The 20,943-nt window shown below is 71.0% G+C and carries 19 protein-coding genes, 8 tRNA genes and 2 pseudogenes; 17 read left to right on the top strand and 12 right to left on the bottom strand.

All coding sequences use genetic code 11. The features are described from left to right. The first annotated feature begins 189 nt into the window (after positions 1-189). The gene (cobA, locus tag ACIHFE_RS22250) at positions 190-1,446 is read left to right on the top strand and encodes a uroporphyrinogen-III C-methyltransferase (protein WP_400109288.1); all 1,257 of its coding nucleotides are present in this window, start codon (positions 190-192) and stop codon (positions 1,444-1,446) included. 38 nt (positions 1,447-1,484) lie between these two features. Next, a complete protein-coding gene (locus ACIHFE_RS22245; RefSeq protein WP_400108925.1) occupies positions 1,485-2,303 on the top strand; it encodes a TrmH family RNA methyltransferase in 819 nt (272 codons plus the stop codon). Here ACIHFE_RS22245 and ACIHFE_RS22240 read toward each other — a convergent pair. Further along, positions 2,270-3,517 carry a protein kinase gene (locus tag ACIHFE_RS22240; protein ID WP_400109286.1) on the bottom strand — a complete coding sequence of 416 codons (1,248 nt, stop codon included), beginning with the start codon at positions 3,515-3,517 and terminating at the stop codon, positions 2,270-2,272. The two genes, ACIHFE_RS22245 and ACIHFE_RS22240, sit on opposite strands and share 34 nt — an antisense overlap. Positions 3,518-3,718: 201 nt before the next feature. On the opposite strand from ACIHFE_RS22240, the pseudogene ACIHFE_RS22235 reads away from it, so the two are divergent. Both ACIHFE_RS22235 and ACIHFE_RS22230 read left to right on the top strand, forming a co-directional pair. After that, positions 3,719-3,970 (top strand): annotated as a pseudogene (locus ACIHFE_RS22235) (hypothetical protein); the annotation flags it as partial. Between the two features lie 254 nt (positions 3,971-4,224). After that, positions 4,225-4,437, top strand: coding sequence for a hypothetical protein (locus ACIHFE_RS22230; protein WP_400108924.1), 213 nt, complete (start codon positions 4,225-4,227; stop codon positions 4,435-4,437). 210 nt (positions 4,438-4,647) lie between these two features. On the opposite strand, the gene ACIHFE_RS22225 is transcribed toward ACIHFE_RS22230, so the two are convergent. The 6 genes from ACIHFE_RS22225 to ACIHFE_RS22200 form a co-directional block, all read right to left on the bottom strand. Beyond that, a tRNA-Val gene (locus tag ACIHFE_RS22225) sits at positions 4,648-4,719 on the bottom strand. A 20-nt stretch (positions 4,720-4,739) separates the two neighbouring features. Beyond that, positions 4,740-4,814, bottom strand: a tRNA-Val gene (locus tag ACIHFE_RS22220). 11 nt (positions 4,815-4,825) lie between these two features. Continuing rightward, a tRNA-Val gene (locus tag ACIHFE_RS22215) sits at positions 4,826-4,897 on the bottom strand. 20 nt (positions 4,898-4,917) lie between these two features. Beyond that, positions 4,918-4,992: transfer RNA gene (locus ACIHFE_RS22210), tRNA-Val, on the bottom strand. 1 nt (position 4,993) lies between these two features. Then, positions 4,994-5,067 (bottom strand) — tRNA-Cys (locus ACIHFE_RS22205). 33 nt (positions 5,068-5,100) lie between these two features. Continuing rightward, positions 5,101-5,173: transfer RNA gene (locus ACIHFE_RS22200), tRNA-Gly, on the bottom strand. Positions 5,174-5,344: 171 nt separating this feature from the next. Here ACIHFE_RS22200 and ACIHFE_RS22195 point away from each other — a divergent pair. The 3 genes from ACIHFE_RS22195 to ACIHFE_RS22185 all read left to right on the top strand — a co-directional run bounded on the left by ACIHFE_RS22195 (position 5,345) and on the right by ACIHFE_RS22185 (position 8,140). Beyond that, complete coding sequence (locus tag ACIHFE_RS22195) at positions 5,345-6,412, top strand: chorismate-binding protein (protein WP_400108923.1); 1,068 nt, start codon at positions 5,345-5,347, stop codon at positions 6,410-6,412. Beyond that, positions 6,409-7,236: an aminotransferase class IV gene (locus tag ACIHFE_RS22190; RefSeq protein ID WP_400108922.1), complete on the top strand. Its 828-nt coding sequence runs from the start codon at positions 6,409-6,411 to the stop codon at positions 7,234-7,236. Before ACIHFE_RS22195 ends, ACIHFE_RS22190 begins: the two co-directional genes overlap by 4 nt. Positions 7,237-7,315: 79 nt before the next feature. Further along, complete coding sequence (locus tag ACIHFE_RS22185; protein ID WP_400108921.1) at positions 7,316-8,140, top strand: GNAT family N-acetyltransferase; 825 nt, start codon at positions 7,316-7,318, stop codon at positions 8,138-8,140. Here ACIHFE_RS22185 and ACIHFE_RS22180 read toward each other — a convergent pair. Then, positions 8,137-8,643, bottom strand: coding sequence for a DsbA family protein (locus ACIHFE_RS22180; RefSeq protein WP_400108920.1), 507 nt, complete (start codon positions 8,641-8,643; stop codon positions 8,137-8,139). The two genes, ACIHFE_RS22185 and ACIHFE_RS22180, sit on opposite strands and share 4 nt — an antisense overlap. A gap of 166 nt (positions 8,644-8,809) precedes the next feature. Between ACIHFE_RS22180 and ACIHFE_RS22175 the strand changes: the two genes are divergently transcribed. Next, positions 8,810-9,250, top strand: a complete 441-nt coding sequence (locus tag ACIHFE_RS22175) for a hypothetical protein (RefSeq protein WP_400108919.1) — start codon at positions 8,810-8,812, stop codon at positions 9,248-9,250. 225 nt (positions 9,251-9,475) lie between these two features. Here ACIHFE_RS22175 and ACIHFE_RS22170 read toward each other — a convergent pair. Together ACIHFE_RS22170 and ACIHFE_RS22165 are read right to left on the bottom strand one after the other, a co-directional pair. Beyond that, positions 9,476-10,042, bottom strand: a pseudogene (locus ACIHFE_RS22170) (CGNR zinc finger domain-containing protein); the annotation flags it as partial. A gap of 220 nt (positions 10,043-10,262) precedes the next feature. Then, entirely contained in the window at positions 10,263-10,676 is a 414-nt protein-coding gene (locus ACIHFE_RS22165; protein ID WP_004942301.1) for an SsgA family sporulation/cell division regulator, read from the bottom strand. Positions 10,677-10,955: 279 nt separating this feature from the next. Between ACIHFE_RS22165 and ACIHFE_RS22160 the strand changes: the two genes are divergently transcribed. From ACIHFE_RS22160 to ACIHFE_RS22150, 3 genes are all read left to right on the top strand, one after another. After that, positions 10,956-11,030: transfer RNA gene (locus ACIHFE_RS22160), tRNA-Val, on the top strand. A gap of 64 nt (positions 11,031-11,094) precedes the next feature. Then, positions 11,095-11,559: an SRPBCC family protein gene (locus ACIHFE_RS22155; RefSeq protein ID WP_400108918.1), complete on the top strand. Its 465-nt coding sequence runs from the start codon at positions 11,095-11,097 to the stop codon at positions 11,557-11,559. A 63-nt stretch (positions 11,560-11,622) separates the two neighbouring features. Further along, positions 11,623-11,694 (top strand) — tRNA-Val (locus ACIHFE_RS22150). A 54-nt stretch (positions 11,695-11,748) separates the two neighbouring features. On the opposite strand, the gene ACIHFE_RS22145 is transcribed toward ACIHFE_RS22150, so the two are convergent. Then, positions 11,749-12,474 (bottom strand): exonuclease domain-containing protein, encoded by a 726-nt coding sequence (locus tag ACIHFE_RS22145; RefSeq protein WP_400108917.1) that lies wholly within the window; start codon positions 12,472-12,474, stop codon positions 11,749-11,751. Positions 12,475-12,640: 166 nt separating this feature from the next. Between ACIHFE_RS22145 and ACIHFE_RS22140 the strand changes: the two genes are divergently transcribed. The 6 genes from ACIHFE_RS22140 (at position 12,641) to ACIHFE_RS22115 (ending at position 19,160) form a co-directional block, all read left to right on the top strand. After that, positions 12,641-13,234: a DUF4365 domain-containing protein gene (locus tag ACIHFE_RS22140; RefSeq protein WP_400108916.1), complete on the top strand. Its 594-nt coding sequence runs from the start codon at positions 12,641-12,643 to the stop codon at positions 13,232-13,234. Beyond that, on the top strand, positions 13,234-14,382 hold the full coding sequence (locus ACIHFE_RS22135; protein ID WP_400108915.1) for a hypothetical protein: 1,149 nt from the start codon (positions 13,234-13,236) through the stop codon (positions 14,380-14,382). Before ACIHFE_RS22140 ends, ACIHFE_RS22135 begins: the two co-directional genes overlap by 1 nt. Before the next feature lie 83 nt (positions 14,383-14,465). Then, positions 14,466-16,442, top strand: a complete 1,977-nt coding sequence (thrS, locus tag ACIHFE_RS22130) for a threonine--tRNA ligase (protein WP_400108914.1) — start codon at positions 14,466-14,468, stop codon at positions 16,440-16,442. Between the two features lie 73 nt (positions 16,443-16,515). Then, on the top strand, positions 16,516-17,076 hold the full coding sequence (locus tag ACIHFE_RS22125; RefSeq protein WP_400108913.1) for an HIT family protein: 561 nt from the start codon (positions 16,516-16,518) through the stop codon (positions 17,074-17,076). A 75-nt stretch (positions 17,077-17,151) separates the two neighbouring features. Continuing rightward, on the top strand, positions 17,152-17,949 hold the full coding sequence (locus ACIHFE_RS22120) for a polysaccharide deacetylase family protein (protein ID WP_400108912.1): 798 nt from the start codon (positions 17,152-17,154) through the stop codon (positions 17,947-17,949). Beyond that, entirely contained in the window at positions 17,946-19,160 is a 1,215-nt protein-coding gene (locus ACIHFE_RS22115; protein WP_400108911.1) for a hypothetical protein, read from the top strand. Before ACIHFE_RS22120 ends, ACIHFE_RS22115 begins: the two co-directional genes overlap by 4 nt. A 25-nt stretch (positions 19,161-19,185) precedes the next feature. Here the strand turns inward: ACIHFE_RS22115 and ACIHFE_RS22110 are convergent, their stop codons facing one another. Further along, entirely contained in the window at positions 19,186-20,835 is a 1,650-nt protein-coding gene (locus tag ACIHFE_RS22110; RefSeq protein ID WP_400108910.1) for a hypothetical protein, read from the bottom strand. Positions 20,836-20,943 lie beyond the last annotated feature (108 nt).

The following is a 20,943-nucleotide window of genomic DNA, read 5'->3' as shown; positions in this document are numbered from 1 at the left end:
GCCGGCCGCCCGAACCGGCGGCAGGAGAAGGGGCGGTACGAGCCCGGCCGGGCCCGTACCGCCCCGTCCCCTACCCACCCGACCGGCACCGCCCCATAGGGTGTCCCCGGGGGCCGTGCCCCATCCCACCGCCGCTCCACTGTCGCAGCGGCGAGCGCAGCGCACATGTACGAGGAGAGCCGCACCGCCATGGCCGAGCATGCCGAGCACGCCCCATCCGCTGCGCCCGCCTACCCGGTTGGACTGCGCCTGGCCGGACGGCGGGTGGTCGTCCTGGGCGCGGGCCAGGTCGCCCAGCGCCGGCTGCCCGCCCTGCTGGCCGCCGGCGCCGACGTCCTGCTGATCTCGCCGTCCGCCACCCCCTCGGTGGAGGCGATGGCCGAGACCGGCGAACTGCGCTGGGAACGCCGCCGCTACCGCGAGGGCGATCTCGAAGGCGCCTGGTACGCGCTGATCACCACCGATGACGACAAGGCCAACCAGGCCGCGTCCGCCGAGGCCGAGGCCCGCCGGGTCTGGGCGGTACGCAGCGACGACGCGGCGGCCGCCTCCGCCTGGACCCCTGCCACCGGCCGCAGCGAGGGCGTCACCGTGGCGGTGCTGACCGGACAGGACCCCCGCCGCTCCGCCGCCGTACGGGATGCCATCGTCGAGAGCCTGCGCGACGGCTCGCTGACCGCACCGCACTACCGGGCTCGTCCCGGCGCCGGAACCGGGCATGTCGCCCTGGTCGGCGGCGGACCCGGCGACCCCGATCTGATCACTGTGCGCGGCCGCCGCCTGCTCGCCGAGGCCGATGTGGTCATCGCCGACCGGCTCGGCCCCCGCGACCTGCTCGATGAACTCCCCCCGCATGTCCAGGTGATCGACGCGGCGAAGATCCCCTACGGCCGGTTCATGGCCCAGGAGGCCATCAACAACGCGCTCATCGAACACGCCAGAGCGGGCAAGACGGTGGTCCGGCTCAAGGGCGGCGACCCCTATGTCTTCGGCCGCGGCATGGAGGAGGCGCAGGCCCTGGCCGAACACGGCATCCCCTGCACCGTGGTGCCCGGCATCTCCAGCTCCATCAGCGTGCCCGGCGCGGCCGGCATCCCCGTCACCCACCGGGGCGTATCCCATGAGTTCACCGTCGTCAGCGGCCATGTGGCCCCCGACGACCCCCGCTCACTGGTCGACTGGCAGGCACTCGCCGCGCTCCGTGGCACCCTGGTGCTGCTGATGTCGGTGGCCAACATCGGCGCCATCGCCGCCACCCTGATCCGGCACGGACGCCCCGTCGGCACCCCCGTCGCGGTGATCCAGGAGGGCACCACGGCCGCCCAGCGCCGTCTTGACGCCACCCTGGAGAACGTGGGGGAGCGGGTCGGCACCGAGGGCATACGCCCGCCCGCCGTGATCGTGATCGGCGACGTCGTCACCGTCGGCCCGGAAACCGGCCGCTAGCAGCACCGTTCGCATCCACCAAGGCAAGGCAGTAACCCGTGGCCGACCTCATCACCATCGACGACCCCGACGACCCGCGCCTGCACGACTACACCGGGCTCACCGACGTCGAACTGCGGCGCCGCCGCGAGCCCGCCGAGGGCCTGTTCATCGCCGAGGGCGAAAAGGTCATCCGCCGTGCCCGGCACGCCGGATACGCGATGCGGTCGATGCTGCTGACCCCCAAGTGGGTCGATGTGATGCGCGATGTCATCGAGGAGAGCCCGACCCCGGTCTACACCGTGACCCCCGACCTCGCCGAGCGGGTGACCGGCTATCACGTGCACCGCGGGGCCCTGGCCTCCATGGCCCGCAAGCCCCTGCCCCAGGCCGCCGAACTGCTGCGCACCGCCCGGCGCGTGGCGGTCATGGAAGCGGTGAACGACCACACCAACATCGGAGCGATCTTCCGCAGCGCTGCCGCCCTGGGCATGGACGCCGTGCTGCTCTCCCCGGACTGCGCCGACCCGCTCTACCGGCGGTCGGTCAAGGTCTCCATGGGCGCCGTCTTCTCGGTGCCCTACGCCCGGCTGGAGAGCTGGCCGCAGGACCTCGAGACGGTACGCGCGGCCGGTTTCCGGGTACTCGCCCTCACCCCCGACGCCAAGGCCGTCCCCATGGACGTCGCGGCCCCGCACCGGCTGGAACGGGTAGCCCTGATGCTGGGCGCGGAAGGCGACGGACTGTCGACGCGGGCCCTGCGGGCGGCGGACGAATGGGTCCGCATCCCCATGGCCCACGGCGTCGACTCGCTCAATGTGGGCGCGGCGGCGGCCGTCGCCTTCTACGCGGTGGCCTCCGGGCGCCCGCAGGACTGAGCCACCGCGGGGCAGGAACGCCCCGTGCCGGACTGCTTCTTGGGGCCCTGGCAGCCCTGCGCCGCCGCGATGCCCAAGGCCACCAGCAGCGTCACCACCACAAAGACGATCAGCCGCTGCCGCAGCAGCCGCCGGTCGGGCCCCCGCCGGGGCGCGGCCGCGCCGGAACGGGAGCCGGTACGCGCCGCCGGCCGTGCCCCGCCGCGCCCCGCGGGCCGTTTGGGTCCCTGTGGCCCCTGCGGACGGGATGCGGGACGAGGAACCGCGGGGCGCGGCACGGTGGCCTCGGCCGGCTGCGGTTCGGTGCGCTGCTCCGCGTACTCCTCGGCTCGCCGGCCGGCCGGCCGTTCCGGCGTCCGGCGCACCGGTGACCGGCGGCCCTCCGGCAGGCCGTGCGCCTCACGGGCCGCGATCTCCTTCAGCCGCAAGGACAGTTGGAGGGTGCTGGGCCGCTCCTCCGGATCCTTGGCCAGACAGGCGTGCACCAGCGGGGCCAGTGCGTCCGGCACGCCCAGCAGCTGCGGTTCCTCGTGCACCACGCGGTAGAGCATGACCTCCGAACTGCCTTGTCCGAAGGGCGAGTCCGCGGTGCAGGCATAGGCCAGAGTGGCGCCCAGCGCGAAGACGTCGGTGGCCGGCGTGACCGTGGCGCCGCGCACCTGCTCGGGCGCCAGGAAGCCGGGCGAGCCGACGGCCGTGCCCACATGCGTCAGGGTGCTGGCACCGGTCGCCCAGGCGATGCCGAAGTCAATGATCCGGGGGCCCTTGGGGGAGAGCAGGATGTTCGACGGCTTCAGATCGCGGTGCACCACCCCGGCGTCGTGCACCGCCAGCAGTCCCTCCGCCAACGCGGCCCCGATGGAGGCCGTCTGAGCCGCCGACAGCGGCCCTTCCTCGTTGACCTTGTCGTGCAGTGAGGGGCCGGGCACATACTGGGTGGCGAACCACGGCCGCTCCGCGTCCAGATCCGCAGCCACCAGCCGTGCCGTACAGCCGCCCCGGATCCGCCGCGCGGCCGACACCTCGCGCGCGAACCGCGAACGGAACTCCTGGTCCTCGGCGAGATCCGGCCGGATCACCTTCAGCGCCACCCGCTGGCCGCGCCGGTCCGAGCCCAGGTACACCACGCCCATGCCGCCCGCTCCCAGCCGGCGGTGAAGCCGGAACGAGCCGACGACTCGCGGGTCCTCGCGCCGGAGCCGCATCATCGTCATCTTCATCCCCGCTGCCGGTCCGTCTGACGAGCCACAGCTTACGGACTGACGGCCAGGCGTGCTGAGAGGCGGCGCATGCGTCGGCAAGGGGATTGTCAGTGGGCCGTGGGAACCTCGGAGAGCGGTCATGGAGCGGGAGCTACGCGGCCGGGGGGATGAGGCATGTCCTCAAACAGCAGACAGTAAAGGGGGATTGATGCCATGAAGGGCGACCGGGTGGAGATCGTGGTGGACGCCGGAGCCACGACTCGAACGTATGAAATGGTGGCCAGCAAGGCGGGCCGCAAAGTGAAGATCACCACCCATGGCGATGTCATGGAGGTGAGCGAACTCACTAGGGGTGGCACGGTCGTTCGCGTTGCGCGCTTTATGACCGCCCGGGTGGTGGCTCTGGTGGAACGGCCGGCCGGCAGAACGCGCCGGACCAGCGCTCGCGGGCCGGCGCGCGCTCCTTCGGCGACCCCCCAGGGGGCGAACGCGCCGATCTCCACCCAGGGGAGTAGCCCGGCCGAGGCCGCGTCATCCTCCGGGAGGCCGTGCAAGGGGTACGCGGGCATGACGCCCTCGCCCGCGGCGGCACCTAGTGTGGGATTCAAGCGGCGGGCGTATCACTCGTCCCCCGAGGTCAGACGCCCGTCGCTGCCGGACTTCACCACTTGGGGCACGGCAGGGGCACACCAGGGGCCGAGCACGTCGGGAGAGGGACGATGGCGCAGAAGGGGCCACGGTCGGTCCGCACGCCCGGCCGGGCGTACGGAGCGGAGGCCGCGGACGCCTTTGGGCAGCCGTCGGAGACTCGCCATCCACTGGTCGCCCTGGTGATGGTGCTGCCGTTCGCGGTGCTCCTCGCCGTGCTCTTCGGCGGCTGGGATGCCGTCGTCACTCAAGCGTCGTCCGTGGTCGGCCTGCTGGGGCGCTGAGCGCTCCGGACCCGGGAGAGCGGCCCGGGTCGGGGACGAGCCGGCCATAACCCCGTGGGGACGGGGGTGCGGCGGACGGCACCGCCGGCCGGGTACCTGGGGAGGTACCCGGCCGGTCCTCAACTCCCGGGCAGGGCAGGCCGGACGTGCAACCGGACATGCAAAAGGCCGCGGACCGGAGCTCAACGCCCCGGCCCACGGCCGATGATGTGCGCGATACTGGGATTGAACCAGTGACCTCTTCCGTGTCAGGGAAGCGCTCTCCCGCTGAGCTAATCGCGCGGAAAGGTCGGTGAAGACCCTGGTGGACGATACTGGGATTGAACCAGTGACCTCTTCCGTGTCAGGGAAGCGCTCTCCCGCTGAGCTAATCGTCCGGGATGTCGCGTGCGCGATACTGGGATTGAACCAGTGACCTCTTCCGTGTCAGGGAAGCGCTCTCCCGCTGAGCTAATCGCGCAGAAGGGTCGGTGAAGACCCTGGTGGACGATACTGGGATTGAACCAGTGACCTCTTCCGTGTCAGGGAAGCGCTCTCCCGCTGAGCTAATCGTCCTTGGAGGTGGAGACGGGATTTGAACCCGTGTAGACGGCTTTGCAGGCCGTTGCCTCGCCTCTCGGCCACTCCACCAACAGAGCGGGGGGTCGGGAAGATCCCCCACAGAGCGGACGACGAGATTCGAACTCGCGACCCTCACCTTGGCAAGGTGATGCTCTACCAACTGAGCCACGTCCGCATGCCTCCCCCGGACCAGGTCCGAGAGCTGCTCTCGCCGTTTCGCTTCCGCGTCCCGGCGACGTGTTGAACTCTAGCGGATTCCAGCGCCAGCTCAAATTCCGTTTCCGCAGCGTGCTGCCCTGTTCGCCGGCCCGCCCGGCCCCGGTGACCGCGCCATAGACTCGTTGACGTGCACCACCTGCCTCCGATGGCCCGCTTCGGCGGCCTCCTCGCCACCGATCTGCGCGATGTCACCAGCGACCCCGAAGCCCTGGAATCCACGGGCTGGTGGGCGGTGGTCGCCGACTTCGAAGGCGGCCTGAGCTGTGCCCGCTTCGCGGACGTACGGCCGGACCCGGCACCCGGACCCACGTCCGGCCGGTGGCTCGGCCCGTACCAGGAGAGCTGGACCACCTCGCTGGACCGCGCCGCCTATACCGCGGGCGTACGGCGCATCCGTGAACACATAGCGGCGGGCGAGGTCTACCAGGCCAACCTCTGCCGGGTACTGAGTGCTCCGCTGCCCGACCCGGGCGCCGCAGATGTGGATGCCCTCACCGCCCTGCTGGCGCACGGGAACCCCGCGCCGTTCGCAGGAACGATTCGGCTGCCCGCCCACGGCCTGGAGGTGGCCACCGCCTCGCCCGAGCTCTTCCTGCGCAGGCAAGGACGCACCATCGAGTCCGGGCCGATCAAGGGCACCGGCCGCACCGCCGCCGACCTGCTGGAGAAGGACTACGCCGAGAACGTGATGATCGTGGACCTGGTCCGCAACGATCTCGGCCGGGTCTGCGCCACCGGATCGGTCAGCGTGCCCGGCCTCTGCGTCACCGAACCCCATCCCGGCCTGGTGCACCTGGTTTCCACCGTGCGCGGCGAGCTGGCGGACGGGGCGGGCTGGGCCGAGCTGCTGGCCGCCACCTTCCCGCCCGGCTCGGTCACCGGCGCACCCAAGGCCAGCGCGCTGCGGATCATCGACTCCTTGGAGACCTCGCCGCGCGGGCCCTACTGTGGAGGAATCGGCTGGGTGGACGCCGACCGGGGCACCGGTGAGCTGGCCGTCGGCATCCGCACCTTCTGGATCGACCGCACCGCACCCGGCGGCGCGGCACTGAAGTTCGGTACCGGAGCCGGCATCACCTGGGGCTCCGACCCGGAGCTGGAATGGGCCGAGACCGAACTCAAGGCAGCCCGCCTGCTCGCGATAGCTTCACAGGCTTCCCAGGCACATCGGCCGCTCGGAGGGACGAAACGGTGACCATTTGGCTCAATGGCGCACTCCGCGACGAGAGCAGCGCCTTTGTCTCGGTCTTCGATCACGGTCTCACGGTCGGCGACGGGGTCTTCGAGACCGTCAAGACCGTTCACGGGCGCCCCTTCGCCCTGACCCGCCACCTCATCAGACTCGCCACATCCGCCCGTGGTCTCGGTCTGCCCGAGCCGGATCCGGAGGAGGTGCGCCGGGCCTGCGCCGCCGTGCTGGAAGCCAACCCCATGCCGCTGGGCCGGCTGCGCATCACCTACACCGGCGGAATCTCCCCACTGGGTTCCGACCGCGGCAGCACCGGCCCCACTCTGCTGGTCGCCCTGGGCGAGACCCTGCGGCGGCCGGACACCACGGGCGTGATCACCGTTCCCTGGACGCGCAATGAGCGCGGTGCCCTGGCCGGCCTGAAGTCCACCTCGTACGCCGAGAATGTGATCGCGCTCGCCAGGGCCCAGCAGCAGGGCGCCAGCGAGGCCCTGTTCGCCAACACCGCCGGAGCCCTGTGCGAGGGCACCGGCTCCAATGTCTTCGTCGTCCTGGACGGCGAGCTGCACACCCCGCCGGTCAGCTCCGGCTGTCTGGCCGGCATCACCTGCGCCCTGGTCGTGGAGTGGGCCGGCGCCAGGGAGACCGACCTGCCCATGGACGCCCTGGACCGGGCCGAGGAAGTCTTCCTGACCTCCAGCCTGCGGGACGTCCAGGCCGTGCACGCTGTCGACGGCCGCCGGCTGCCCGGCGCCCCGGGCCCGGTGACCGTCAAGGCCATGCGGATCTTCGAGGAGCGCTCCGCCGCCGACATCGATCCCCTGCCCTGACCCGGCAAGGCCCGACCGGACAGGACCTGATCCGACAAAGCCCGTGACGCGGCCCGGGCGGGCCCGGTACAACATCACCGTGACCACCACCCTGCGCCCCACCACGCCCGAGCAGCGCACCGAGGACGGCGGCAGGTCCCGCTCGTACGACGTCTGTGTGAACGGCAGGCCCGTCGGCGGAGTGGACCTGTCCACACACCCCGGTTTCGGGCCGGCAATCGGCCGGATAGCCGGACTGGCCATCGACGAACGGGACCGGCACCGAGGACGCGGTACGGTCGCCGCCCTCGCCGCCGAGGAAGTGCTGCGCGGCTGGGGCTGCGAACGGGTCCAGGTCAGCGTCCCGGCCACCGCCAGGGCGGCCCTGGCCCTGGCCACAGCCCTCGGCTACACCGAGGACAGTCGGCGGCTGTCCAAAACGCTCACCACCGCACCCGCATTGCCCGCCGGCGCCGTGACCCGGCCCATGAGCCAGGAGGAGTTCCCCGCCTGGCAGGCGGCGGAGCTGGCGCACTACACCCGGCATTGGGCGGAACGCGGGGTGCCCCGCGCCCGGGCCGAGGACAAGGCCCGGCGTGACCACGCCGCCTTCCTGCCGCAGGGCGCGGCCACGCCCGGCACCGTCCTGCGCATCCTGGTCCACCGGGGTGCGGACGTCGGCACGCTCTGGCTGGCCACCCGGCTCGACGGCGGCGGCTATGTGCTGAGCGTGGAGGTGGCCGCCGGCCATCGGGGGCACGGCCACGGCCGGACCCTGATGCTGCTGGCCGAGCGCGAGACCCTGGCGGCCGGTGCCCGCCGGCTGGCCCTCAATGTCTTCACCACCAACACGGTGGCCCGGCGGCTGTACGAGTCACTGGGCTATCAGCCGACGGCCGTCAGTCTGCACAAGGCGCTGCTCTAGCCGGCCAGCAGCCGGTCGGCGATCTCCTCGATCCGCTCCCGCAGCCCCTCCTGGCTCTTGCCGCCGTCCAGCCGTTCGCCGCCGATGACATAGGTGGGGGTGCCGGTCACCCCGATCGCCTTGCCCTCGGCCTGGTCCGCGTCGACGACCAGCAGGTGCCGCCCGTCGATCAGCGCGGTGTCCATTTCCTCGGCGTCCAGGCCGAGCTCGCCCGCCACCTCGGTCAGGACCCGCTCGCCGCGCTCGCCCAGTTCCTCGGCGCGGGCCAGCACCGCCTCGACGTACGGCCAGCCCCGCCCCTGTACGGCCGCCTCCTCGGCGGCCTGGGCGGCGGCGTAGGCGTGCTTGTGCTTCTCCAGGGGGAAGTGCCGCAGCTGGATCTCCAGCCGGTCCCCGTAACGGGCGCGCAGGGCGCGGAGGTCGTCCAGGGCGGTCCGGCAGTCGGGGCACTGCAGCTCGCACCAGACGTCGAGTACGGCCCGGGGGGTGGTGGTCTCGCTCATGGGGCCAGTCTTCCAGCCCCGGCGGCCGGAGGAGATCTCGGTCCGGGGGAGGAGCACGACCCTGAACCGACCCGGAGTTCTCCCTGAGCCCCGCCGGGATCGTGGCCTGCGCCGCCGGCGCCGGTGCAGGATGGATGAAGATGACCGTCATCGGCAGGAGGACCGGATGCTGACCTCGACCGTATGCGCCGCGGTGTCCGCGGGCGGCCTGGGCATCGCCCTGCTGACCGCCTACCGCAAGCGCTTCCTCGCCGCGACCCGGATAGCGGCCTACTCCCTCATCCCCATCGGGCTGGTCATGACGGGGATCATCGACTGGGTCACCGGTCTGGTCTTCAAGCCCACCGTCTGGGCGGGCTTCGGCGTCCTCGCGCTGTCCGCCCTGCTGTTCATGGTGAGCAGGACGGCCGAGCGCCGCGGCGGCGGCAGCCGCAAGGAGCGCCGGGCGGCGGCCGCCGCGGGCCGTGAAGTGGCGGCCCCCGGAGCCTCGGCTCCATCCCTGGGGCCGGCGCGCCCGGCAGACCGCTCGAAGATCAAGTCCAAGCCACAATCGGCCGGTGACGACTTCTCAGACATCGAGGCGATTCTCAAGAAGCACGGAATCTGACAACTCCTGTACGTAACGCACAAGTTGTGAAGCCGCCATGGCGCCCTGCGCCATGATCTGCCGGAGATGAACAATGAACCGGCAGACACCGCCGAGGAATCCCGCGGCTGTCTATTCGCCCTGTCCCAGCCGCCATTGATGCTCTTCCTCACCCTGGTGGCCACGTTGATCCTGCTGACTGCCGTGCATGACCTGTACCGCTGGTGAGGCGCTCGCGCACTCCGTGGCCTCCCGGCGGCGTGCCCGGTAGGCGGCAACATGAAGCCGGTTGCCGCAGGTGCGGCCGTCGCAGTAGCGGCGGGAGCGGTTGCGGGACAGATCGACGAAGGCACGTCCGCAGCCCGGCCCCTGGCAGCGCCGCAGCCGCTCCCGTTCGCCTGCCACCAGCAGGAAGGCCAGCGCCATGCCGCCGTCCGCCGCCAGGTGCTGGGCCAGGGAAGCGCCCGGCGCGAAGTAGTGCACATGCCAGTCGTAGCCGTCGTGGTCGGTCAGCCGGGGCGTGGTGCCGGCCTCCGCGACCAGGGCGTTGAGCAGCTCGGCGGCCCGGTGCGGGGCCGGGGTGTCAAAGATCCGGGCGAGCCGGTCCCGCACCGACCGCACGGCGGCCAGGTCCTTCTCCCGGAGGTCCTCCGCGCCCCGGATGCCATGGCGCTGGACAAAGGCCCGCAGCGAGGCCAGGTCCGGCAGGCCGTCGCGGGCCGTGCCGTCCGGGGCCGGGGGAGAGCCCGGCCCGGTGTTGAGCAGATCGACGACGGTATTGAGCGCGTACCGGGTGTCGTGGTTGATCAGCACGGTTCGTTCGCTCCCTGGCCAGGCGGATAGGGCGGCAACTGTTCGATTGCGGCCACCGACCTTACTGGCTTCCGCGCCGTCCGAAAGCGCCGATGCCGCCGCCGTGCTCCTCCACGGCGGCGGCATCGGCGAGATGCCCTATGCGAGACGAATGCGAGATGAGTGCGTGAGTGGTGCGCCCCGCCTCCCCGAGTGGGCGGTGCGCTTCCCGGGCGCCGGTCTAGCTCTCGGCCAGGATGTGCGAGAGCTCGGTGTCCAGGTCGAAGTGCCGGTGCTCGGTGCCCGGCGGGACGGCGGCGTCGGTTCGCTTCAGGAACGACTCCAGGGCTCGCGCCGGAGCCTCCAGCAGGGCCTCGCCCTCGGGAGAGCTCAGCGCGATGCACACGACGCCCTGGCCGTGGCTGCGGGACGGCCATACACGGACGTCGCCGGTGCCGGTGGGCCGGTGCAGGCCCTCGGCGAGCAGGTCCCGGGCGAAGACCCATTCGACCGTTTCTTCGGCTCCGGTGTGGAAGGTGGCGTGCACCGCATACGGATCGGAAGTGTCGTACCGCAGACCTGCGGGTACAGGCAGTGACGATTCGCTCGACACAACGAGGCGCAGGTGCAGCTCACAGCTGACCGTGGTGTTCATAAGCGCCAGGGCCTTTCGCTCAGTGTGCGCTCGGGGATTCGCACGTCGGCGAAATCGACATGCCACCTACGGTGCCGTTGTAAACCCCTCTGACCGTTTTGACAGTGTTCGTATACCCCGGACGGCCGACCGTCTTCGCCGCCGAAGCGCCCATTCCGGTGAGATCCGGCAGCCGCCGATTTACCGGCGGCCCGGTTACTCGGCGTGACGGTCGGTGCGTCATGGTGCCGGGGTGGTTCTGGGTAGGGCCTGACATGGGGTAATGTTTGCGGTGCGCCCGGGCGATTAGCTCAGCGGGAGAGCGCTTCGTTCACACCGAAGAGGTCACTGGTTCGATCCCAGTATCGCCCACCATGAACCGAGGGTTCGTGAGGTCAAGTACCTTGCGGACCCTCGGTTTTTCGTATGCGCTGACGGCATGGCCCGCCACCACTACCGCTTCCACGACGACTGGCCGCTGGACGCGCCCCCGGACACGGTCTACCGCCTCCTGGAGGACGCCCCGCGCTATCCCTCCTGGTGGCCGCAGATCAGAGCGGTGACCGTGCACCCCGGCGGGCTCAGCGGCACCGTGCGGATGCGCTCCGCCCTGCCCTACGGTCTGACCCTCACCGCGTGTCAGAGCCGCCGCGACCCGCGGACCCGGGTCCTGGAGATCACCGTCGGCGGCGACCTGGAGGGCTGGGTGCGCTGGACCGTACTGCCGCGCGGCGCTGGCGGCAGCACCGCCCGTTTCGAGCAGGAGGTCGAGGTGCGCAAGCCGCTGATGCGGTGGCTGGCCGTGCCCGGCCGCCCCGTCTTCATCGCCAACCACGCCTGGATGATGCGCCGCGGCCGGCGGGGGCTGCGGGCCCTGCTGGACCGCGGTTCGGAAGGGATTTGATGAAGAGCCGCCGCAGCCTGTATTGTTCAGTGCGTTCCCGGGGGAAACCCCGAAGGGGACGAGGGGCGATTAGCTCAGCGGGAGAGCGCTTCGTTCACACCGAAGAGGTCACTGGTTCGATCCCAGTATCGCCCACCGCCCCAAGGCCGGTCCGTCAACTGACGGACCGGCCTTGTGCGTTGCCCGGACTCAGGCCGCCGCGGACAGCCGTGGGCGCAGCGGCCAGGCCGGATCGCACTCCTCGTTCGATCCGTTGCGGGCGAACCATGCCTGCAGCCCGCGCGCCTGCGCCGCGTGCCACACCGTCTGCCGGGCGTGCAGTTCCGCCGGGCTGAGCCGGTCCAGCCGGGAGGCGAACCGGCGCCCTATCGCCCGGACCAGCTCCAGTGCCGCCACCGCGTCCGCGGCCGCGTCATGCGCGCCGGCCAGTTCGACGCCGTAGTGCAGGCACAGGTCTCCGAGCGTGCGGTGGCCCTTGCGGTAGCGGTCGAGGTGCTTGTCGAGCACCCAGGGGTCCAGGACGCACAGCGGGGTGCCGTTGAGGTAGCCGGCCAGCGGCTGGGCCCGGTGCCGGCGCAACTCCCGGTCCAGCAGGGTCAGATCGAAGGGCGCGTTCATCACCGCCAGCGGGATGCCGCCCGCCGTCTGTTCCGCCAGCGCCCGCGCCAGCTCCTCCATCACTGGGGCCGGCCACCTCCCGTGCCGCTGGAGATGGGCGTCCGTCAGACCGTGTATCGCCGTCGCCCCCTCCGGCACCGGTATCCCCGGATTGATCAGCCAGCGGGTGACCAGGGGCGCGGCCCCCGCCTGTGACTGCACCACGAGGGCCGCCGACACGATGCGGTCATGCTCCACATCGACTCCGGTGGTCTCGGTGTCGAACGCGGCAAGAGGCCCCTCGAACCAGCACCGCATGTCACAACTCCTCGCGCTTGCCCGGCAAATGGCGTGTTTCCCCCTCCCGGCAGGTGATACCCGGTCATCCCGCGACCCGAACCGCCGTCGTTTGCGCGGGAGTTCGGGTGGAGACAACACACTTGTACGGAGCAATGGGACGATGGTCCCGGAAGGCGTTTCGGACATGGCGCTCGCCCAGCCCGACCCGGCCGCGCCGGTCAGGGAACCGGCGGCCGGGCGGCCCGCGGCACGGCGCGGTGCGCTGGCCGTCACCGCGTGCATGGAGACTCTCCAGGTCGGCTATCTGCATGCCGTCGCGGCCGCGGCGGGCTGCTCGCTGGCACAGCCCTTTCCCGACTACGGCATCGACTGGCACCTCAGCCACAGCACACCCGGCCACACCGTGGACGATGAGGTCACCATCAAGGTGCAGCTCAAGTGCACCTACCAACTGGCCGCCCGCACGGCCCGGTTCGGAACGCCTGCCGCAACGTTTCCCTTCACGCTGGACAACGACCACCTCGCCAAGCTGGCCCGCACCCCGGTGTCCGTGCACAAGATTCTGGTGGTCATGGTTGTCCCCCGGTCCCAGGACGACTGGCTGCGCGGCGGCCATGACCGGCTGGAGCTGCGGCACTGCTGCTACTGGACCAACCTGGCGGGCCATCCGGTCACCGGCCGGCGCAGAACCACGGTGCGGATCCCCACCTCGCATGTCTTCGACGACCACGCCCTCTGCGAGATCATGACGCGGGTGGGGGCGGGAGGGAGACCCTGATGGCACGCCCCGCCGAGCCGGCCGACCCTGCCGTACTGGGTGCCCTGCTGGCCCGGCACGGCTGGCGGCGGCGCGGCTCCGCCGCCGGGCACTACGGCCGCTGGACGCCCCCCGAGGGGTCGGGGACCAGTGTGCTGGTGCCGGACAGCCGCGCCTTCCCCGACAGCGCCGACCTGATCGCCGAGGCGCTCACCGCGCTGGAGCGCAGCCCGGCCCCCTCCGCCCGTCAGGTGCTGATCGCCCTGCGGGTGCCCAGCGATGAGCTCCGCTGGTACCGGGACATCCCGGAGCCGGCCGCGCCCGCCGCCCTGTGGAGTGCGCAGGAACGGTTACGCGGCGGGGCACGGGCGATGCTGCTGGCCGGGGCGCTGGCCGCCGGGCGGCGGGCCCGCTTCCACGGCGCCCGGGGCCGCCGGCAGGCCGAGGCGATACTGGACGGGGCCCTGGTGGGGCCGGTGCGCTCCGGCCGGGAGCTGGCCGTGTTCCTGCCGGTGGGCACCGAGCCGGACGGGCGGCCGGTCGTCGCCGCGCTGCTGCGGGCGCTGTACGCCGCCCGGGACGCGACCGACTACCAGCGGGCGACCGGCCGGGCCGAGGCCTTCGAGGCGGCGGTGGAGGCCGGGGTGTGCCAGGAGCTCACCGAGGCGGTCGTGGCGCTGGCCGGTGGCTCGGCGGGGGTGCGGATCCGGGCCGAGTGGGCGCCGGCCGCCGGGCCGCCGGCGGGATTCGCGGCCCGTCCGGAGCCGGTGGAGTTCTCCCCGGGTGACCTTCCGGTGCTCCGGGAGGCCGGCGCCCGGTATGTCCGGCAGGAGCCGTCGCCGCCGGTGCGGATCACCGGGACCGTGGTGCGGATGTGGCGGGACGCCCCCAGCGGGCCCGGGGTGGTGCGGCTGCGGGTGCTGGACGGGGCCGAGGTGGCCGAGGTCCGGGTGGAGCTGGACGAGGACGACTACCGGACCGCCGGCCAGGCCCATCTGGTGGGGCTGCCGGTGGTGGTCGGCGGGCGCCTGGAGAGCCGCGGCGGATTCCGGCGGCTGACCGGCGGGGGCGTGGTGCCGGCGGCGGTCGACGAGGCGGAGCGCGACCGGCTGCTGAAGTCGTTGCAGGTGAGCCTGGACGCCCTGGGGGAGAAGGGCGGGGAGGACTAGGCGTTTAGCGGTCGGGCGGCGGGGCTCGGTACGATTCAGGCGCACAGCGTCCGCTGTCGCATCCCATGAGTCAGGAGAGTCCGGTGTCAGACGTCCGTGTGATCATCCAACGCGATTCCGAGCGGGAAGAGCGCGTGGTGACCACGGGCACCACGGCGGCCGACCTGTTCCCGGGTCAGCGCACCGTCGTCGCCGCCCGGGTCGGCGGTGAGCTGAAGGACCTGGCCTACCAGCTCGCCGACGGTGATGAGGTCGAGCCGGTGGAGATCTCCTCCGAGGACGGCCTCAACATCCTGCGCCACTCCACCGCGCATGTCATGGCCCAGGCCGTGCAGGAGCTGTTCCCCGAGGCCAAGCTGGGCATCGGCCCGCCGGTCCGGGACGGCTTCTACTACGACTTCGACGTGGAGAAGCCCTTCCACCCCGATGACCTCAAGCTCATCGAGAAGAAGATGCAGGAGATCATCAAGCGGGGGCAGAAGTTCTCCCGCCGGGTGGTCACCGACGAGGCGGCCCGCGAGGAGCTGGCGGACGAGCCGTACAAGCTGGAGCTGATCGGGCTCAAGGGTTCTGCCTCGCATGACGACGGCGCAGACGTCGAGGTGGGCGCCGGCGAGCTGACCATCTACGACAACCTGGACCCCAAGACCGGCGACCTGTGCTGGAAGGACCTCTGCCGGGGTCCGCACCTGCCCACCACCCGGAACATCCCGGCGTTCAAGCTGATGCGGAACGCGGCCGCGTACTGGCGGGGCAGCGAGAAGAACCCGATGCTCCAGCGCATCTACGGCACCGCCTGGCCGTCCAAGGACGAGCTGAAGGCGCACCTGGAGTTCCTCGCCGAGGCCGAGAAGCGCGACCACCGCAAGCTCGGTGCCGAGCTCGACCTGTTCTCCATCCCGGAGCAGATCGGCTCCGGCCTGGCGGTCTTCCACCCCAGGGGCGGCATCATCCGCCGGGTGATGGAGGACTACTCGCGCAAGCGGCACGAGGAGGAGGGGTACGAGTTCGTCTACACCCCGCACGCCACCAAGGCCAAGCTTTTCGAGACCTCGGGGCACCTCGACTGGTACGCCGACGGTATGTACCCGCCCATGCAGCTCGACGAGGGCGTGGACTACTACCTGAAGCCCATGAACTGCCCGATGCACAACCTGATCTTCGATGCGCGGGGCCGTTCCTACCGTGAACTCCCGCTGCGCTTCTTCGAGTTCGGCACGGTGTACCGGTACGAGAAGTCGGGTGTGGTGCACGGCCTGACCCGGGCCCGCGGCTTCACCCAGGACGACGCGCACATCTACTGCACCCGTGAGCAGATGGCGGAGGAGCTCGACAAGACGCTCACCTTCGTGCTGGACCTGCTGCGCGACTACGGTCTGAACGACTTCTACCTGGAGCTGTCCACCAAGGACGAGCAGAAGTTCGTCGGCACCGATGAGGCGTGGGAGGAGGCCACCGAGACGCTGCGCAAGGTGGCCGAGAAGCAGGGCCTGGAGCTGGTCGCCGACCCGGGTGGCGCGGCCTTCTACGGACCGAAGATCTCGGTGCAGGCGCGAGACGCGATCGGCCGTACCTGGCAGATGTCCACCATCCAGCTGGACTTCAACCTGCCCGAGCGCTTCGACCTGGAGTACACCGCCGCGGACGCCTCGCGCCAGCGGCCGGTCATGATCCACCGGGCCCTCTTCGGCTCGATCGAACGTTTCTTCGCGGTGCTGCTGGAGCACTACGCCGGTGCGTTCCCGGCGTGGCTGGCCCCGGTGCAGGCGGTGGGCATCCCGATTGGTGACGCCCATGTGCCGTACCTGCAGGAGTTCGCGGCCGAGGCCAAGCGGCAGGGTCTGCGGGTCGAGGTGGACGCCTCCTCGGACCGGATGCAGAAGAAGATCCGCAATGCCCAGAAGGCCAAGGTGCCGTTCATGATCATCGCGGGCGATGAGGACGTGGCCAATGGCGCGGTCAGCTTCCGCTACCGCGACGGGTCGCAGAAGAACGGGATTCCGCGGGACGAGGCCCTGCGGGAGCTCGTCGACGTGGTGGAGCGCCGCGTCCAGGTGTGATGCGCGCTCCGGGTGAGCGTGGGTTGAGGGGCGGCTCCAGGGCCGCCCCTCTTCGCGTCGAGGACCAGGGAATATGCTGCACAGCATGACGAGTGAGCCGGAGCAGCAGATCGGGGTCGGGATCCCGGACGCCTTCCAGCGGCTGTGGACGCCGCATCGGATGGCCTACATCCAGGGAGAGAACAAGCCGACCGGCCCGGGGGCCGGGGACGGTTGTCCGTTCTGCTCGATTCCGGAGAAGTCCGATGAGGACGGCCTGATCATCGCCCGGGGCGAGCGGGTCTACGCCGTGCTGAACCTCTACCCGTACAACGGCGGTCATCTGATGGTGGTCCCGTTCCGGCATATCGCCGACTACACGGATCTGGACGAGGCCGAGACGGCCGAGCTGGCCGACTTCACCAAGCGGGCCATGCGTGCGCTGCGCGCCGCCTCCGGTGCCCATGGGTTCAATGTGGGCATGAACCAGGGCGCGGTGGCCGGTGCCGGTATCGCCGCCCACCTGCACCAGCATGTGGTGCCCCGGTGGGGCGGGGACACCAACTTCCTTCCGGTGATCGGCCACACCAAGGTGCTGCCCCAACTCCTCGCGGACACCCGCAAGATGCTGGCGGATGCCTGGCCCGCCGAGTAGGGCGCCAGGGGACACGAATCACCCGACAAACCGGAAAATCGACACAAATCCAGACATAAAGGCTCTAATGGTGCGGTGACCTTCCCGCACCGCCGTGCCGTGCTGCGTGCAGCCGCGAGCGGTGCCCTCGCCGGAGTGGCGGGGGCACCGCTCGCGGGCTGTGACAAGGAGCGCGCGGCCCGGTCCGCGGAGCAGGTCAGGGGCCGGGCGTCCGCCTCGCCCATGGCGCCGGGGCCGGTGCCGCCCCGGCTGCCCGCACTGCCGGCCGGGCTGCCGGCGCAGATCGAGCACGGTTCCCGGCAGAGCAAGGCGGTGGCGCTCACCTTTCACGGCCGCGGTGACGCCAGGTCGGCCACCGGTCTGCTGGCCGAGGCCGAGCGGGCCGGGGCCCGGATCACCGTGCTGGCCGTAGGCGACTGGCTGGACGCCCAGCCGCAGCTGGCCCGCCGGGTGCTGGACGGCGGGCATGAGCTGGGCAACCACACCATGCGCCACCTGGACATCTGCGCGATGAGCGCCCAGGCCGCCTATGCCGAGATCACCCAGTGCGCCGACCGGCTGCGCAGGCTCACCGGCGGCATCGGCCGCTGGTTCCGTCCCTCCCGGGCGCGGCGGGCGACCCCCCAGGTGCTGCGGCTGGCGCGCAAGGCCGGATATCCGCATGTCCTGTCCTATGACGTGGACTCCCTCGACTTCACCGACCCGGGCGCGGCGGCGGTCCGGCGTACCGTCATGGACGCGGTACGGCCCGGGTCGGTCGTCAGTCTGCACTTCGGGCACGCCGGCACGGTGGCCGCGCTGCCCGCGATCCTCGACGGCCTGCACCGCCGCGGTCTGCGAGCGGTGACGACTACGGAGCTGCTGACCGGATGATCCAGTTCTCGCGTAAGAGCCCCCGTACCCGACTGAGCGGCGTCCGCCGGGCCGTGTTGTGGGCCGCCGCCGGCGCGCTGCTGGCCACGGCCGGCTGCTCCGGAGGCGGCGACGATCTGGAGGCGGCCGGCCGGCAGCCGCACGGGCACACCAGCCAGGGTGCGGCGCGGGGCGTGCCGCAGGGGCTGCCGGGGATGCCGCCGCTGCTCGACCCCAATGATGTGTACGCCGCCGACCGGCCCAACGCCCTCTCGCCGGTGGTCAGGAACTTCCCGTCCCGGGTCTATGTGCCCAACACCGAGTCGGACACGGTCAGTGTGATCGACCCCAAGACCTACAAGGTCATTGAGACCATTCCGGTGGGCAACCAGCCGCAGCACGTGGTGCCCTCCTGGGACCTGAAGACGCTGTGGGTCAACAACGACCGGGGCCATACGCTCACTCCGATCGACCCGGCCACCGGGAAGGCGGGCAAGCCGGTCGACGTCCATGACCCCTACAACCTCTACTTCACCCCGGACGGCAAGTACGCGGTGGTGATGGCCTCAATGGACCGGGAGCTGGTGTTCCGGGACGCGCACACCATGAAGCGGAAGAAGACCGTTCCGGTGAGCTGCCTGGGCGTCAATCACGCCGACTTCTCACCGGACGGGCGGTACTTCATCGTGTCCTGTGAGTTCTCCGGCGAACTGCTCAAGGTGGACACCGCCAAGATGCAGGTGATCGGGCAGCGGAAGCTGCCGTTCGACGGGGCGATGCCACAGGATGTGAAGATCGCCTCGGACGGCAGGACCTGGTACATCGCCGACATGATGGCGGACGGGCTGTGGGTGCTGGACGGCGACCGGTTCAACGAGCCCTGGCTGATGCCCACCGGCAAGGGGGCGCACGGCCTCTATGTGAGCCGGGACTCCAAGTCGATGTATATCTCCAACCGGGGCGAGGGCTCGATCTCCGTGCTCGACCTGGCCACCCGGAAACTGGTGCACAAGTGGGAGCTGCCGGACGGCGGCAGCCCCGACATGGGCGGGGTGTCGGCGGACGGCAAGGTGCTGTGGCTCTCGGGGCGCTACAACAGCGAGGTGTACGCCATCGACACCACCGACGGGCACCAGATCGCCCGTATCCCGGTGGGTGCCGGGCCGCATGGGCTGGCCGTCTATCCGCAGCCGGGACGCTACTCGCTGGGCCACACCGGGATCTTCCGGTGAGGCCCGGCGACGGCGGGCGGGCGGTTCAGGCGTTGTAGACGTCGGCCTGGCGCGGGGTGGGGTCCTGGACGGCGCCGCTGAGGAAGGTGGCCCGGTTGCCGAACCGCTCGGTATTGACGCCGTGTTCGGCCAGCACCCGCAGCGCCGCCTGGTGTACCACGCGCAGCACCGGGGTGGCGGCGCGCAGCGCGTCGTCGGCCATGAAGCGGTGGCGCCAGGGCTTGTCGGCCCAGGCGTGCCGCAGCCCGAAGGGCTCGGGCAGCACCAGCTTGCCGCCCCAGTACTCCAGTAGCGGCGGGTACCAGGTCAGCGGGGCCCGGGCGGCCAGGCGGACCACCTCACGGGCCTCGACCACCGGCAGGGTGCGTTCCCAGGTCTCCCAGAACTTGATGCCCTTGCGGAAGGACTTGGTGCGGTTCTTGGGCTTGCCGTTGAAGACGGGGTGGATGGGGCCGAGGGCGTGGCCGGTGATCTCGATGCGCAGGGTCTTGTGCAGCACGGTGACATTGATCAGCAGGGTGATCACCAACTGGCCGTCCCAGAGCACGAACTGCACGCCCAGGTAGTGCCGGTCGCCGCTGCCGAAGTGCTGTTCGTTGCAGATCTTCTGGAGTTCGGCGCCCCTTATCTGGAAGGAGCCCTCGTCACCGGAGGACCGGGAGACGGAGTCGGCGCCCTCGCCGATGGGGGAGACCACCCAGTGCTCCACAAACGGGGCGGTGAGACCACCGGTGTTGACCGGGGTGCGCTCCAGCAGCCGTAGCTGGTCGTGGACCGCGCGCATGATGTCCCAGCTGCGGAAGGGGTTGATGTCCTTGCCGGGCTCGGCGGACACCAGCTCCTCGGCGAGCTGCCAGCTGCCCCAGCGGGTGCCCATGCCGAGTATGCCCTTGGGGCCGGCGTAGAAGACCACATTGCTCTTCTGCTCGGCGGACAGCCGCTCCAGGCTCTGGCGGAGCTGTTCGGCGGCGCTCTCACCGGGGGCCTGGGGCACCGCCTCGGGGATCTTGGCGCCGACGCCACCGCCGGAGAGCAGGCCGGTCCAGCGCTCCCGGAGGTCCTGGGCGGTGCGCTCGCAGATGAGCTTGGCCCAGTACCAGCCGATGACCGGGGCGACCAGCATGGCCCGCAGATAGATGCCCCAGAAGCCGGTGAACGGCAGCTTGATCATAAAGATCACGCCGACCACGGCGAGCAGGCCGAGCAGGGCGGTGCCCAGGGCCCCGGCCCGTTTGTTCTGGGCACCGGCGATGGTGCGGCGCAGCTGGAAGGAGCCCAGCCACACCAGGACCCCGGGCAGGAAGAGCAGCCCGAACACCACCATGATCAGGGTGAGCCGGACATCGCGGAGTTTGCGGATACGGGTGGCGGCCAGGCAGTGCTCGACGATGACCTGTGGTTCGGTGCCAAAGGACTGGATGAGCGGTTTGCGGCCCTCGCCCAGCATCCGCAGCTGGACGGCGCGGGAGAACGCCTCGCCCAGATTGGGTTCGAAGAGCGATATGCGCGGTTTCTTGATGGAGGAGACGGTCCACTCGGAGTTGGCCTTGAGCAGTTCGTCCATGGGGCCGTCGCGGTAGGCGGCCGAGGCCAACGCCTGTGTCGCGGCGGTCTGTCCGGCACCGCCCGCGATCGGGACCTGTGCCCCCGGACTGAAGTCGAAGCCGTCTGCCACTGCTGCCCCCAATGCCGCGCACCCGTCGCACCGTCCAGGGTAGTGGCGCGGCCCGCCGCCTGTCGTCGAAAGATCCGAATGCCGCCCGCCCGGGGCGGGTTGGGGCGG

The organism is Streptomyces sp. NPDC052396 (assembly GCF_044593195.1).
Lineage (GTDB): Bacteria > Actinomycetota > Actinomycetes > Streptomycetales > Streptomycetaceae > Streptomyces.
Note: the sequence above shows the minus strand (reverse complement) of the source record. Positions and strands in the feature narration are given on the sequence as shown.